11 protein-coding genes and 2 pseudogenes are annotated in these 14313 nt (G+C 71.7%); 2 read left to right on the top strand and 11 right to left on the bottom strand.

Annotation, left to right across the window (positions count from 1 at the left end; all coding sequences use genetic code 11):
• Positions 1-103 precede the first annotated feature (103 nt).
• Positions 104-1006: pseudogene (locus O1G21_RS38805) on the top strand (IS256 family transposase); the annotation flags it as partial.
• A 76-nt stretch (positions 1007-1082) separates the two neighbouring features.
• Here the strand turns inward: O1G21_RS38805 and O1G21_RS41530 are convergent.
• The 3 genes and pseudogenes from O1G21_RS41530 to O1G21_RS38795 form a co-directional block, all read right to left on the bottom strand.
• Positions 1083-1408: pseudogene (locus O1G21_RS41530) on the bottom strand (hypothetical protein); the annotation flags it as partial.
• 44 nt (positions 1409-1452) lie between these two features.
• Positions 1453-2943, bottom strand: a complete 1491-nt coding sequence (locus tag O1G21_RS38800; protein WP_270150493.1) for an alpha/beta fold hydrolase — start codon at positions 2941-2943, stop codon at positions 1453-1455.
• Between the two features lie 162 nt (positions 2944-3105).
• Complete coding sequence (locus tag O1G21_RS38795) at positions 3106-4137, bottom strand: medium chain dehydrogenase/reductase family protein (protein ID WP_270150492.1); 1032 nt, start codon at positions 4135-4137, stop codon at positions 3106-3108.
• 141 nt (positions 4138-4278) lie between these two features.
• Here O1G21_RS38795 and O1G21_RS38790 point away from each other — a divergent pair, with 141 nt between their 5' ends.
• Complete coding sequence (locus O1G21_RS38790) at positions 4279-4944, top strand: TetR/AcrR family transcriptional regulator (protein ID WP_270150490.1); 666 nt, start codon at positions 4279-4281, stop codon at positions 4942-4944.
• Between the two features lie 800 nt (positions 4945-5744).
• Here O1G21_RS38790 and O1G21_RS38785 read toward each other — a convergent pair.
• The 8 genes from O1G21_RS38785 to O1G21_RS38750 all read right to left on the bottom strand — a co-directional run bounded on the left by O1G21_RS38785 (position 5745) and on the right by O1G21_RS38750 (position 14313).
• Positions 5745-5954: a hypothetical protein gene (locus O1G21_RS38785; RefSeq protein ID WP_270150489.1), complete on the bottom strand. Its 210-nt coding sequence runs from the start codon at positions 5952-5954 to the stop codon at positions 5745-5747.
• Positions 5955-6877: 923 nt separating this feature from the next.
• The gene (locus O1G21_RS38780; protein WP_270150488.1) at positions 6878-8005 is read right to left on the bottom strand and encodes an NADH:flavin oxidoreductase; all 1128 of its coding nucleotides are present in this window, start codon (positions 8003-8005) and stop codon (positions 6878-6880) included.
• A 748-nt stretch (positions 8006-8753) separates the two neighbouring features.
• Positions 8754-10157: an NAD(P)-binding protein gene (locus tag O1G21_RS38775; protein ID WP_270150485.1), complete on the bottom strand. Its 1404-nt coding sequence runs from the start codon at positions 10155-10157 to the stop codon at positions 8754-8756.
• 298 nt (positions 10158-10455) lie between these two features.
• Entirely contained in the window at positions 10456-11127 is a 672-nt protein-coding gene (locus tag O1G21_RS38770; protein ID WP_270150484.1) for a TetR/AcrR family transcriptional regulator, read from the bottom strand.
• Positions 11128-11577: 450 nt separating this feature from the next.
• On the bottom strand, positions 11578-11736 hold the full coding sequence (locus tag O1G21_RS38765; protein ID WP_270150482.1) for a hypothetical protein: 159 nt from the start codon (positions 11734-11736) through the stop codon (positions 11578-11580).
• A 284-nt stretch (positions 11737-12020) separates the two neighbouring features.
• Positions 12021-12227 (bottom strand): DUF5958 family protein, encoded by a 207-nt coding sequence (locus O1G21_RS38760; protein ID WP_270150480.1) that lies wholly within the window; start codon positions 12225-12227, stop codon positions 12021-12023.
• A 324-nt stretch (positions 12228-12551) separates the two neighbouring features.
• Positions 12552-13520, bottom strand: a complete 969-nt coding sequence (locus O1G21_RS38755) for an extracellular catalytic domain type 1 short-chain-length polyhydroxyalkanoate depolymerase (RefSeq protein ID WP_270150478.1) — start codon at positions 13518-13520, stop codon at positions 12552-12554.
• A 658-nt stretch (positions 13521-14178) separates the two neighbouring features.
• Positions 14179-14313 carry a hypothetical protein gene (locus O1G21_RS38750; protein WP_270150476.1) on the bottom strand — a complete coding sequence of 45 codons (135 nt, stop codon included), beginning with the start codon at positions 14311-14313 and terminating at the stop codon, positions 14179-14181.

The following is a 14313-nucleotide window of genomic DNA, read 5'->3' as shown; positions in this document are numbered from 1 at the left end:
GGCGGCCGCCTCTGCTGTCTCGCGAAGAACCGCAGATCAGCAGGTCGGGTGACCTCCGAGGTTAAACAACAAGCTGAGGCGGCCGGGACGGTAGGACATGGGGATCCTGTCGCTGTACGCGCGCGGGATGTCGGTGCGCGACATCCGCTCCCACCTCGCCCAGATCTACGGTGTCGACGTCAGCGCCGACCTGATCAGCAAAGTCACCGATGCCGTGACCGACGAGCTGGCCGCCTGGCAGAACCGGCCGCTGGACGCTGTCTGGCCGATCATCTACATCGACGCCCTGTGGGTGAAAATCCGCTCAGGATCGGTGAGTTCGAAGCCCGTCTACGTGGCGGTCGGGGTGGACATGGACGGCCGCAAGGACGTCCTGGGCCTGTGGGTCGGCGCCGAGGGCGAGGGCGCCACCGCCTGGATGACGGTGCTGACCGAACTGCGCAACCGGGGTGTCGAGGACGTGTGCATCGTCTGCTGCGACGGCCTGAAGGGGCTACCGGACGCGGTGACGGCCACCTGGCCGCGGGCGACGGTGCAGACCTGTGTGATCCACCTGATTCGCGCCTCGCTGCGGCTGTCCTCGGGCAGGGACCACTCCGCCCTGGTGCCGGCGCTGCGGGCGATCTACGGCGCGCCGACCGAGCAGGCGGCCGAGCGGGCCCTGGACGAGCTAGCCGCTTCCGAGCTGGGCGAACGCTATCCGGCCGTGGTCCGCACCTGGAGAGCGGCCTGGGGCGAGTTCACGCCCTACCTCGCGTTCCCAGCCGCGATAAGGAAGGTCGTGTACTCCACGAACATGGTCGAGTCGATGAACTCCCGGCTGCGGAAGGCCACCCGCAACCGCGGTCATTTCCCCTCGGAACAGGCCGCGTTGAAGGTGCTCTACCTCGCCGTCCGGGAGCAGATCAGTCCCAGAGCCCGCGACATCAACCACGTCGCCGCACACTGGAAGGAGGCGCTGAACCAGTTCTCGCTCTTCTTCGAGGACCGGCTCAGCATCCGATAACTACGAGGCACTTACACGAGATCGCTTACACGCCCGATTACGGCGGCGATGTGACGGCCTGAGCGGCGGCCGTTGGTTAGATGGCGGCGGTGCGGTCGGAGACAAGGCCGGCGACGGCGAGGTAGGTTGCCGGGAGGGAGCCGCGCCGGTGGGTCCAGCGGGCCAGGCCCTTCCAGCGCTTGTGGTCGGCGAGGGCGTGCTCGACGGGAATGCGCTGGGACGAGTGCTCGTGGCGGGCCTGTTCCCGGGCTTCGTGGACTTCCGGTGCGGCGATCTTGTTCGGCTTCCTGGGTGGTGTGACGGCCTTGCCGGGATGGCCCTGCGGAGTCCCAAGTAGCCGTCGTCGAGAAGTACTTGGACCTTGCGGAACTGGCGGAAGAGCTCGTCGATGCCTTCACCCCGTTGGTGGCGTCGGTCTGTCGAGGACTCGGCGCCCTGGGGGTTGGTCAGTCGGTGCAGGTGGTGCCGGGTGCGGGCAGGGCGCGGGTGGTGAGGTAGCGGTTGGTGGCCTCGCGGACGCAGGCGGAGAGCAGGAACGTGCTGTAGTCGTCGCCTTCGCGGCTGAGGACGACGCTGCCGGGCAGCTGGCGCGCCATGGCGGCGCCGTTGCTGTGCGGGGCGAGCGCCTGGTGAGTGGACTGCACGATCAGGGCGGGCGGGGCGCCGTGCACGGGGGCGCCGGCCGTGACGGGGCGGGCGGGCAAGGGCCAGCCGAGGCAGCCGGTGAGCGCGGTCCAGGAACGGACGGCACCGCCCAGGTGCGGGGAGATCGTCGCCAGTTCGCCGTGCAGCCGGGTCAGCTGGTCGAGCGTGGTCACCGGGCGGGCGTTGTCCAGGCAGGCGGGCACCTGGACCTGGACCGGGTCGAGGGTGTCGTCGGGCTCGTAGGCCAGGCCGCTCGCGTCGCCGGCCTGCGCCTTGACCAGGGCCTGTGCGAAGGCGGGCCAGGTGACGCCGGAGAGCGTGAGGTGGTCCTGCGTCGCGGTGCGGATGTCCTCCCCGGTCAGGGGCCGGCCACCGCCGTTGACGGGGATCGGGGCGCGGTCGGCGCGGGCGACGAGCGCGTCGTACTCCGCCGCGGCGTCCTTGCCGTGCAGGGCGCAATCCGTGGAGGCGGCGCACCAGGCGGTGAAGCGGTTGAAGGCGTCTTCGGCGGTGGCGGCCTCGCGGCGGATCCGCTCGGCGGGCGAGGTGGTGTCGTCCAGCGCCGTGTCGAGGACCATGGTGCGCAGCCGGCCCGGGTACAGGTCGGCATAGGTGCGTCCGAGCAGGGTGCTGTAGTGGATGCCGTACCAGTTGAGCTGCTTCTCGCCGAGGCCGGTGCGTACGGCTTCGAAGTCGCGTGCGGTGCTGGTCAGGTCGGTTTGGGCGACGAGGGGGCCGTTCTCGCGCAGGCAGTCCTCGGCGAAGGCCCGGTTGTGGGCGACGAGTGCGTCGAACTGCGCCTGATCGTGCGGGACGTGGGTGATGCCGACGGGCTTGAGGGGGGTGGAGCAGCGTATCGGCGTGCTGTGGCCCACGCCGCGCGGGTCGACGGCGACCAGGTCGAAGTTGCGGCTCATGGCGCCGGCGAACGACGGGAAGCCGATGCGCATCGCCAGGCGCAGCTGTTCGATCGACGAGCCGCCGGCTCCGTCGTTGAGCAGAAGGGCGCCCTGGCGGTGGGCGTGGTCGTCGGCGGGACGGCGGACCAGCGCGAGGGTGAGGCGCTCGGCACGGGGGTGGGCGTAGTCGACCGGCACCTGCAGCGTGCCGCACTGCATGCCCGCGAACTCGGCGTCGGTGCAGGCGCTCCAGCTGATCCGGGCCTTCGGGGCGGCGGGCTGCTGTGGCGCGGAGGCGGCGAAGGCCGGGACGGCGAGGGTGAGGGTGGCGGTGGCGGCGAGGGCGGCGGTGAGAACGCGCCGCAGGCGCGTGCGGAGGCTGGTCGTGGGCATGGCAGGCTTCCTTCTTGGCGGCTGCGCGGAGCAGGGGCGCGCTGAGCGGCGAGGGGGTGGTGCCGAGACGTCGGCAGGGGGATGGGGAGGGTTTGCACTCCGTGGCCCGACCGCGGGGCGGAAGGCGGCGGGGTGGCGGAGGGGTTCGTCGGCCGTGGGAGGTCAGGCGCGCAGGACGACCTTTCCGGCGACGGTGCCGGACTCGGCCAGGCGCATGGCCTCGGCGGCGCGGGCCAGGGGGAGTTCGGCGGCGATCTGCGCGGTGACGTCGCCGGCGTGCAACGCCTGGAACACCGCGGTGAGGTCGGCGCGCAGTCGGGCCCGGAAGCGGTGGGGGTTCAGTGCCCGGCCGGCCCAGACGTTGTAGAAGTAGGCGGAGCGGCCGTTGGGCAGGGCGTTCCACAGCCAGACCCGTCCGAGCAGCTTGAGGACGGGCCACTGCTTGGAGCCGTCGTCGTCCCGGGTGGAGGCGCTGCCGTAGGAGACGAGGGTGCCGCCGGGGGCGAGCAGGTGCCAGGAGTCGACGGCGCTGCGGCCGCCCACGTGGTCGAAGACGGCGTCCACGCCCCGGGGGGCGAGGTCGCGGACGCGGGCAGGGACGTCCTCGGTGCGGTAGTCGATCGGGTTCACTCCGCGGTCGCGCAGTGCGGCGTGGTGGCGCGCGGACGCGGTGCCGATCACATTCGCGCCCGCGGCCTGGGCGAGTTGGACCAGGACGGAGCCGACGCCGCCGTTGGCGCCGTGCACCAGGACGGTCTGCCCGGGCCGGACGCGCGCCTTGCGGTGCAGCATCTGCCACGCGGTGATGCCATTGACCACCACCGTCTCGGCCTGCGCCGCACTGACCCCGTCCGGTACCGGGACCAGGTCGGCGGCGTCCGCGACCACGTGGCTGGCCCAGCCTCCGACCTTCAGCAGCGCGGCGACCCGCTTTCCGACCAGGCCCGGGTCGACACCGGCCCCGACCGCGGCGACGGTGCCGACCAGGTCGTAGCCGGGGACGAAGGGGAAGGGCGGCTGGTCGTAGTAGCGGCCGCGGCGCATCTGCTGCTCGGCGAAGGAGACACCCGTCGCCTCCATCCGGACCACGGCCTGGCCGGCGCCGGCGGTCGGGACAGGCCCGCGCCGCACGTACAGGCCTTCCGGCTCGACCTTGCCCGGCAGCACGACCTCGACCAATTCCTCGGTGTCCACGATGACCTCCGTCGGTTCCCCACCCACCCTGTTAGCGGGTAGCGCTTCTGTTAGAAGTTATAACTGGCGGGTGAGTGACAGTCAAGAACGTCCGTAATACCCTCTAACCAGCAGTCGACCGGAACCGAAGGGAACGAGCACATGGCCACCACCGACACGCAGACCCCGCGCGAGCGCTACCGCGCCCAGCTACGCACCGAGATCAAGGAACGCGCCTGGGAGCAGATCGCCGCCTCCGGCGCCGCGGGCCTGTCCCTCAATGCCATCGCCAAACAGATCGGCGTCAGCGGCCCCGCCCTCTACCGCTACTTCGCCAGCCGCGATGAACTGATCACCGAACTGATCCGCGACGCCTACCGCAGCCTCGCCGACACGATCCGCACCGCCGCCGCCTCCGGCGCCGACCTCGCCGGCCTCGGCCACGCCCTACGCGACTGGGCACTGACCGACCCCCAGCGCTACTTCCTCCTCTACGGCACACCCGTCCCCGGCTACCACGCCCCCGACGACACCACCGCGATCGCGTCCGAGATCATGGGCACCCTGCTCGACGCCGCCCGGTCCACCGCCGACCCCGCCCGCCACGACGCCGACGACCACCCCGGCACCCCGCTGGAGGCCCACCTCGCCGAACACCGCCACTGGGCCGGCGACCACCCCGCCCCACCCGCCGCCCTACGCCGCGCCCTGCACTTCTGGACCCGCCTCCACGGCATCCTCTCCCTCGAACTCGCTGGCCACTTCACCGGCATGGGCTTCGACCCGGCCCAGCTCTACACCGACGAACTGCACCACCTCACCCAGTAGCCCAACCCGGTGTACCGACCCGGAGACCCCCACCGCCCCGCCACTCCCCCACGGCCGGCACAACCGCAGGAGCGCAGCAGTGCGCCCGCACGGACAGTTCCACCAGAGGCATCACCGACACGGAGAAGAACGTGCGACTGCGGGTGTTCCGGACTGGGCCCCAGCAGCGGCAGCAGCCCGGCGGCACGGCGAGCCGAGCAGCCCCGGCGGCTGGGACGCGTTGCCGGCGGAGATCCCCACCAGGGAACGGCCCGTCAGGGCTGGTTGTGAGGCACGACGGGCCGGGCGGGCCGCTCCTGCTTGCTGCCGCGCAGGACGAGGGCCGCCTCTCCCTAATCGCGGTCGGGCAGAAGCGCCCGAACGACCGGCGAGCAGAGCCGTCGGCGGTTGCGGGAAGCAGCGCGCGGATGAGGGGCACCGGTCCGCTGCCCGCTCGGGGGTCCGGACGCGCACCGGACCCACGTGCCCTCGCCGCGGCGCAGGGAGCGGCCAGAGCGGCCGATTCGGGCCGGCCCCGGGTCGGCGCGGACGGCTTCGCCGCACGCGCACAAGAACCACCGGCCCGCCGCAGGCGCGAACCCCGAACCGACCGACCGACCACACCTCCACACCCAAGACAAAGCACAGAGAAAGGGGTTGTCGGCATTTCCGGCCCGCCAAAAACGGGGCCCGACCTGCGGCGATGCCGCGCCAGACCGGAGGACCACCGGACACCGCCCACCCCCGCCCCCGCTGGGTACCGTCAGAGGTCCAGACAACACGGCATGCCGGGCCATTCCACGCCCACCAACACCAACAGGTCACACCCGACGGCCCCTCGCCGGGTAGAGCTTCGCGTGGAGCACACGGACCCCCACCACGGTATCGTCCGGAGCAGAGACCAGGGCGGCCACCAGCTCGCGCTTGGTCGGGACCGGCAGCACCAACGGGCCCAACTCCTCCGTCTCCCGGTCGCCGACGCACTGCGGGCACTCCAGCCGATCCGGGCCGGCCTTCTCGGTCAGCTCCAACTTCGAGCCTGCCTTCCCCCCGATCGAGCCCCGGCACGTCCAGCACGGGCGCAGCACGGCGTTGGCTGTATGGGCGGCCTCCAGCTGTTCTTCGGCCTCCCGTTCCAGGCGCTCCTCGCGGTCCTGGTGGCAGGGCCAGCAGCGGCCACCCGGCCGGCGGGGGTGGACTACCCGACGCCGACTCCCCGCCCCGCAGTCCGCCCCGACCCGCCAGGCCAGGTCAGCCCCGCTACGGGCGGTGGACTACCCGACGCCCGGACCGAGCCGGTCCAGGCCGGACCGGCCACCAACACCGGAGGGGAGACCGAACGACCGAGTTGAGCCCGGGCGGGCAGGCAGCCCGGCAGGACGGCCACCAGCCACCCACCACCTCACGTCTCGGGTGCACGCCAGTCTCCGGCCAACCGCACTGCCGACGCGGACGAATCGGCAATCTCGTCCGTGGACAGCCCCCGGGCACCAACCTGCTGAGTGCGCGGTGGGGTAGGCGTGGCGCTCTGGCCGGCCCGGGTTGGTCCACCAAAACCCGAGCCCGGCGCCTAAAACACCATGAGGTCACCGGACAGAACCAGAGCCGACCGGTCCCGTGTCACGCAACCACCCACCCGGAGGCCGGAGCGGAGGTACTCGCGCTCACCCGGTGGCGGCGTTCCTTCACGGCACACGACAGCACCCCACCCGACAGCAACGCGACAGGGGGCGCGACAGCCCCCGCGACAGCCACGGCAGGCCACTAGAGAGCCGGGAGACCGGCATGAGTGCGAACGACAAGATCAGGAACGCCGCCGACAAGGCCAAGGGCGCCGTCAAGCAGGCGGGCGAGCACATCAAGGACGCCTTCAGGGACTGAACCGCCCCTGACCCGGCCGCCGTGACGCGTGCCCCGTCGCTCCGTCCGGTGCGACGGGGCACCGTGTCGTCCGTCAGCTCAGGGTGCGGAGCGCGGCGGCGTCGTAGGGGCGGAGGTCGCCGAAGCGGCCGGAGAGGACCTTGGCGGCCCACTCCGGGTCCTGGAGGAGTGCGCGGCCGACGGCGACCAGGTCGAACTCCTCGCGCTCCAGCCGGTCGAGCAGGTCGTCGATGCCCTGGACCGCGGAGCCCTCGCCCCGGAAGGCGCCGATGAAGTCGCCGTCGAGGCCGACCGAGCCGACGGTGATGGTGGGCAGCCCGGTGAGCTTCCTGGTCCAGCCGGCCAGATTGAGGTCGGAGCCGTCGAACTCGGGGACCCAGTAGCGGCGGGTCGAGGCGTGGAAGGCGTCGACGCCGGCCTCGGCGAGCGGGGCGAGGATCGCCTCCAGCTCCTGGGGCGTCTCGGCGAGGCGGGCGTCGTAGTTGTCCGACTTCCACTGCGAGTAGCGGAAGATCACCGGGAACTCCGGGGAGACGGCCGCGCGCACCGCGGCGACCAGCTCGGCGGTGAACCTGGTCCGGGCGACCGGGTCGCCGCCGTAGGCGTCGGTGCGGCGGTTGGTGCCCGCCCACAGGAACTGGTCGAGCAGGTAGCCGTGGGCGCCGTGCAGCTCGACGCCGTCGAAGCCGATCCGCTCGGCTGCCGCGGCGGCCTCGGCGAACGCGATGATGACGGCGTCCAGGTCGGCCCGGGTCATCGCCCGCCCCGCCCCCTCCGTGCCGTCCAGCCGGATGCCGGACGGGCCGATCGCGGGGGCGTCGGCGAATGGCGGGTCCCCCTGCTTGCGCACCATGCCGATGTGCCAGAGCTGCGGCACGATGGTGCCGCCCGCCGCGTGGACGGCCTCGGCGACGCGGGCCCACCCGGCCAACTGCTCCTCGCCGTGGAAGCGCGGGATGCTGTCGCTCTGGCCCGCGGACTCGTGGCCGACGTACGTCCCCTCGGTGACGATCAGGCCGACACCCGCGGCGGCGCGCCGGGCGTAGTACGAGCGGACGTCCTCGCCGGGCACGCCGCCCGGGGAGAACTGGCGGGTCATCGGCGCCATCGCGATGCGGTTGGGCACGGTCAGCCCGTTGATCGTGACAGGCCGGGACAGGATCCCGGCCGCGCTGGCGGCCGGGTTCTCGATGACGGTCATGGCAGGTCCTCGCGGTTGGCGGTGGTGTGCGCCGGGTCGGAAACGGTTGCTCAGGCCAACCACCCCGGCCGTCCCCGCATTTCGCCCCCCGGGCCCCACTCCCTGTGATCCGCGCCACTCGCGCCGTGGCGGAGCACCGAGTACCGGGCGCGGCAGCTGGGTTCCGGTTGACCGCCGTCGACCACGCTGCCGGCGGGGCCGTGCGGGCGTGCCCCCGCAGCTCGGCGCGTGTCCTGGGCCGCTGGTCGCCCGCGTCGGTGTCTGCGGACCGGGTGAATACGCCCAGGGCCGCGCAAGGTCCGGAGCCGGGACGACCTGACGACGCGCCCGGGGAGCTCGAACACCAAGAGCCGCCGGGCGAAGCTGACCGGCGAGCAGCTCGAGCGGCTCGCCGTGCTCGGTCTCGACCGGCGCTGACCCGGCCGGGCCCGGTGCCCGCCGAGAAGCGCTCCAGGCCGTCTCCGCCCGCCTGTGCCCGCCGCGTCCGAGGGCACGGACGGCAGGGCTCGACAGCGGCGGCCTGGTGGCCTTCTGGCGCCGCCCGCGCCCCAGCCCACCCCGCCCCACCGCGAGCGGCCAGGCCGTGCAGGCGCTGTCACTCGACCGCCCGCGGGTTGAACGCCCGCAGCCTCCCTCGGCCGGCACCATCCGCACCTCGCATGCCGGACGGTCTACCGCGGCAGACAACCGTCCGTCAGCAGGATCGCCGATCCATCGACCCGAAGGGGCGATGGCGGCCCATGCCCGGTCAGTTCACCACCGCGACTGCGTTCGTCTGGTCCAGAAGCTGCTCCAGCTTCAGCTTCAGGGCTTCGAACACGGGCAGGAGCGCGGTCCGTTGCTCCGGGGTGAGCTCGGGGAGGCGTCGGCCCAGGAGCCTGCAGGTGCCGAGCCATTCGAGGAGTGCGGGGTCGGCGGTCCATCGCACGACCCGCTCCTGGATGTCGCCGAAGAACCGTATCCAGTCCAGGGCCGAGTCGGGGTGCTGCGAGGGCGCGCACAGCGCGTTCTTGGTGTCGTCGTCGGCGTAATCCGCCTCGACGTGGGCGATCAGTGCGGCGCTGAACACCTGTTGGCAGGGAACCACCGCCTGCAGGGTGATCCGCGCCCGGTCGAACACCGGCACCGTCGGCCGGCGCTCCAGGCCGTCCGCGGTGCAGTCGACGTAGAGCGTTCCGGCCCGCGCGGGAACGGTGGCCTGGTCGAGTTCGATCGCGTCCTCGCCGATCCGCTTGACCCGGCCGTGGCGAAGGACGTCGCCAATGCGGCGCAGCTGGTCGAGTTCGGCGCGGGCGACCGTCGCGCAGCGGTAGGCGGTCGGCTCGATGTCGGGCGACAGCCGCAGCAGCAGGCCGTCGTCCTCCAGCCGTGCGAACAGCTCCTGGACCGTGTCTGCGTCGGCCACAGCCCGCCGACGGGCCGCCTCCGTTTCGAGGTAGGAGCCCCCGGGCTGGGTGTGGGCGCGGTCGATCAGCCAGGAGTCACGCGGCATGATCCAGGTGATGTCGGACGGATCGGTGCCGCGGCTGAGCAGCCACAGACAGGCGTCCATGCCCGTCTTCCCCGCCCCGACGACGGTGTAGTGGGACGGCTGCTCCCGCAGGGCGGGCAGCTGGTTGGGGGTGATCAGGCGGACGCCGGGGGCGACTTCGTACTTGGGTGGCACCATGGCGGGCACCGTGACGTTCATGTAGGTGGCGTCCACGGTCCGGCGCTTGACGGTGACCTCGAAGGCGGCCCCGCTGACGATGGAGTGGAACCGGTGGACGTCGGGCCGCTGCGGATCCGGTCCGTCGTAGAAGGACTTGGGGAAGTAGGAGACCCGGCCGGTCGGCAGCAGCGTCTTGCGCATCACCTGGTCGAAGTAGGACAGGATCTCGCTGCGCGAAGCGAGCTCGCCCAGTCCGGCGTTCCAGCCGTCCTGGTCGACGGTTCCACTGCCCAAGTCACGGGAGTTGACGCCGTAGAAGGCCGACGGCTGGTGCAGGCGCACGAAGGGATAGGCGACCGTCCAGTGACCGCCGGGCTGGTCGTAGCGGTCGACGATGGCCACCGTCGCGTCGGTCTCGGCGATGAGGGTGTCGGCGAAGGCCATGCCCATGGCCCCGGCTCCGACGATCAGGTAGTCGACCTCAAGAGTTGTGGGTTTCAACGGATGTCGTCCTTCCGTGGTTGCTTTTCGAAGGGTGGGAGCCGGTCGTACGCGGCGCGGCCCGCGGATACCGGTGGAACACCGCGGCAGGGCCACGGCGTGTGAGGATCTTTCGCTCGCGCGAGGTCCGGGCGTCAGGCTCAGCGCACAGGACCGCAGCGAAAAGGCGTGCCGGCAGGGGCCCTTGACCACACTCGGTGGCTCACACCGCTGCGATCAGGGCCACCCGAGGGTTCCGGGCCCTGCAAGGAACGAGACATCGGGCCCGGCGAGGAGCACCTCGGGTTGACGAGAACGCTCAGGAACCGGAGGGGTTGAAGCCGGCGACACGCTCTTCCTCGGCGGTCGTGAGGGCGGCCACCGGCAGCTCCGTCGCACCGGGGCGGACGCGCATGCCGTCCAGCACGATCACCAGGTAGCGCCGCCACACCTCGGGCGAGACCGGCTGGGTGTGCTGGATCGCGCAGTTGACCATGTAGAGAACGAGCTGCAGGTCCGTCATCGCCAACTCCGGGCGCAGCAGCCCGGCGTCCTGGACCCGACGCAGGACCGCCTCGGCCGGGGGCATGAACCTGCGGCGCGCCTGCGCCACCAGAGGGCGGCTCCCGACGTCGGAGAACACCACCTCCCGCAGCCCGCGATCGGCTGCCATCTGCTCCAGCACCCAGGTCAGCAGGTCGACGAACCCCTCCCACGGGTCGTCAGCCGCCAGGGCCTGCTCGGCGGCCACCACCAGGGCATCGACACGTTCTTCGAACAGCTCGTTGATCAGCGCCTGTTTGTTGCCGAAGAGCCGGTAGGAGGTCGCCACTCCGACACCGGCATGACGAGCGATGTCGTCGAGGTTCACAGCCAGCCCCCGCTCGGCGAACACCTCCCGAGCGGCCACCAGCGTCCGCTGCCGGTTGGCCTCGGCATCGCGTCTCAAGCGCCGTGCGCCACGGGACGCGGATGAATCCGTTCCGTCCATGAGCTCACAGTAGCACTATCTGGAGTTGCCAACTCCAGTATGCGGCGCGGACGACCGCTCCACACTCACGGTGACCATCGGGTGCCGGTGTGCCGCTTGGCCTCCGCGACGGATTTCCGAACAGCACGGGGTGCGCCATGACTCCCGCCGTTTCGCTCTTCTGCGAGGCCGGCTCGGCGCCGGTGTGCATCGGCCCGGTGGCCCGGGCCGCGACCGTCTTCTTCGCCGCGGCCTTCTTCGCAGGTGCCGCCTCCCGATCCCGCACCTACTGGCGGAGCCTCTTACCGCCCGGCAGCAGGCCCTGGGGCCCGGGCGGTCCGTCAGAACTGAGTGCGGCGTGCCCTGGGCCGGACGGGCGGGGCCTGCTCGGTGCCGCGCCGTGCCGGGGCCGCGGTGCGGGTGCGCTCCTGTCAGCTCATCCAGCACCGCGACCCCGCCACGCTGCGCCAGTCAGGGGGTTACGGTTCCGATCTGGCTCGGGGCGTTTTCGGTGAACCAGAGGTTGCCGTCGGATCCGGTGGTGATGTCCAGCGGGCTCGAATCGGTGGTCGGAATCGCGTACTCGGTGATCGAACCGCCGAAGAACACCCGAGCCATGATCAGAGCCACCACTGACACTGGCGGCGTCACAAGACCAGCGCCAGAGCCCGTAATTCCCCCGGGGCAAACGTCACGTGATTCCCCACCCTCTCGCGTTGGAGATTAACTGGGCGGAGGCCTCTCGGCAGGGCCCTGGGACGTTTCGGACCCGGATGGCCGGCCGAGCGCGAACGTGCGGGCGTGACCCGAGGCCGGCCTGGACCGGCTCGCGATCCGTGCGTCTGCGGCGGCACCTACGCCATGACACCGGTGGCGCCCAGCGCGACTTCAGGAGTCCACCCGACGGCCGGTGATCACGCGGTGGCCGTTTCAATGCTCGCTGCGGTGCTCAGATGGTGCCAGCCATGCCTGCACCCGCTGGCGCAGAAGCGGACCCGCCGCCGCTCATCAGCGACGCCAAGGAGCGCGACCAGCAGCCGGAAGGACTTGATCCGCTCGTCCTGCGGAAGATGGATGATCTTCGTCAGTTGCTCGGTGAGACGTCCTCGCGTATCCAACACGGCTGGGGTGTGGGTGGGCCGGATGCCAGATCTGCGGATGCTCTCCGGCCATCCTCGCTGGTTGCGCGGGCCTGGATACAAAACCCTGCCAGATCGCGCAGCCCGCTCTGCTCCGTCCATGAGCTCGGCGAGATCCCGCTGCTCCGGTGAACCGTGAGCTGCACCGGCCAGGGCCGAAGTCCCTTCACGCGACACGCGGTGCGCGGGCAGGGCCCGGGATCCCTCCTCGCCCGTGCGTTCCCCACCAGGCGCACGCGGTCCGGACCCGCCCTTGCCGGGAGGGCGGGACCGGTGAACGCGCGAGCGGCGGCTTCGCTCCGTTCGTCACCACCCGCCCGGGTGTGCCGGCCGGTCGAGCGGGTGCCGGGCGAAGAACTCCCACATGACCGCGGTCGCCGAGATCGTCTGTGTGGTGTGCCCCGGGCCGCTGGGCGCCACCGCTCCGGGCCAGGTGTGGCCGCCGCCGATGACCTGGTAGTGGGTGACTTCGGTGCCCCGGACGCACGGCGTCCAGTCGAACTCGACCACGTCCGAGCCGATGCTGCGCCGGCTTTCCGCCGAACACCGGTCCTTGTCGGTCCAGGTGCTCAGCCACTGGGCGATCGAAGGGTACTGCTCGCCGTGGCTGGTTCCCCCGTCGTAGTGGATGACCGGGTCCGCGGTGCCGTGGAACTCGAGCATCGGCACGGGCGGGCTCGTCCGGCAGCCTTGCGTCGTCTCCGGGTAGTAGGCGCCCGCGACGGGTGCGAAGGCGGCGATCCGGCGCGGCAGCCGGCAGGCGAGCAGGGCGGTGAAGCCGCCGCCGTTCGACTTGCCGGTCGCGTAGATCCGGCCCTGGTCCACGCAGAACTGCTGCTGCGTCCGGGCGAGCAGGTCCTGGACGAACCGTACGTCGTCGACGCCCGACGAGTAGGGCGCGCCTTCCCAGGACGTCTCGCCGTTGGTTCCGATGGTCCCCTCGGGGTACAGCACGATGGCGTCCAGGGCCGACAGACCGCTGTACGACTCGATCTGCGTGTCGCTCTCACCGGAACCGTGGAAGGCCAGGACCAACGGCGTCCGATCGGCGCTCCGGTAGCCGGCGGGTACGTGGACGAGGTAGCTCCGCTGCTGCCCGCCGGACGTCAGCGTCAGCGCCGCGGTCTCACCCGGAGCGACCGGCGGCGGGGTCAGACAGCCGGCCGAGGCGGGGGAAGCCGTCTGATCGACGGCCGTTCCCGGTTGTGGCACGCCGGCGGCCGCGCCGCAACAGGCGAGGCTCAGCAGCGCGGCGAGGACAGGGATTCGCAACATGATCGGCATCTCCGTCTGTGGACTGGTCGGTACAGGTCAGTAGGCATCGCCCGCAACAGCATCCGCCGCGCCCCGGAGCAGACGACGTATTGCCCGACCCGCACTCAGAGGGTGTCGGGCATGGGCCCGGTCTCCCCGCTCGGCCGACTGGTCGACCGGATCCGTTTCTCAACCAACCACCTGTTCGTCCACCGCGAGGCAGGCTCCCAGCACCTGGCCGCCCGGCGCAGCGACATGATCCAGGTTGTTGGGTTCGTGGACCGCCGGGTCCAGTCGTGGTTCGCCTCGGTTGCGCGGGTCCACGAAGTGGTGAAGGTTCGGCCGGAGCCCGGTGTGCCCGCGTGTTGAGGCGAGGGCGAAGCGGGCCTACCGGCCGGGCAAAGGGATGGACAGAAAGGGGTTGCCGCATTTACCGTCCGCCCGAAAACGGCCTCTGAACTGCGTAAACGCGCGGGGACGGCCGGAAGCGGCGGGGTACCTACGGTGGTAGCTGCGGTGGTACCCACGGTGGTAGCTGCGGTGGTACCTACGTGCCCTCGCCGCGGCGCCGGAAGCGGCCGGTTCGGCCGGCCCCGGGGCGGCGCGGACGGCTTCCCCGCACGCGCACAGTCCCTGCGGTGCTACCTACGTTCGGTCGCCGCCCCGCCCCGGCCCGCGTTCAGACGGCGGCGTGCCGGGTCAGCGCGTCCAGGAGGGTGGTCTGCTGCTCGGATCGGCGCCGCCACCGCGAGCGGCGCCCACACCCCGCCGCCGCGGCCCCGAACCGGATGCCGGTTCGGGGCCGCGCAGCCAC

It is taken from the genome of Kitasatospora cathayae, from assembly GCF_027627435.1.
GTDB lineage: Bacteria > Actinomycetota > Actinomycetes > Streptomycetales > Streptomycetaceae > Kitasatospora > Kitasatospora cathayae.
Note: the sequence above shows the minus strand (reverse complement) of the source record. Positions and strands in the feature narration are given on the sequence as shown.

Bases quoted from the DNA above. Each gene is read 5' to 3' on its own strand.
- O1G21_RS38800 (WP_270150493.1), bottom strand. From the start codon at position 2,943: ATGCCCACGACCAGCCTCCGCACGCGCCTGCGGCGCGTTCTCACCGCC.
- O1G21_RS38790 (WP_270150490.1), top strand. From the start codon at position 4,279: ATGGCCACCACCGACACGCAGACCCCGCGCGAGCGCTACCGCGCCCAG.
- O1G21_RS38780 (WP_270150488.1), bottom strand. From the start codon at position 8,005: ATGACCGTCATCGAGAACCCGGCCGCCAGCGCGGCCGGGATCCTGTCC.
- O1G21_RS38770 (WP_270150484.1), bottom strand. From the start codon at position 11,127: ATGGACGGAACGGATTCATCCGCGTCCCGTGGCGCACGGCGCTTGAGA.
- O1G21_RS38755 (WP_270150478.1), bottom strand. From the start codon at position 13,520: ATGTTGCGAATCCCTGTCCTCGCCGCGCTGCTGAGCCTCGCCTGTTGC.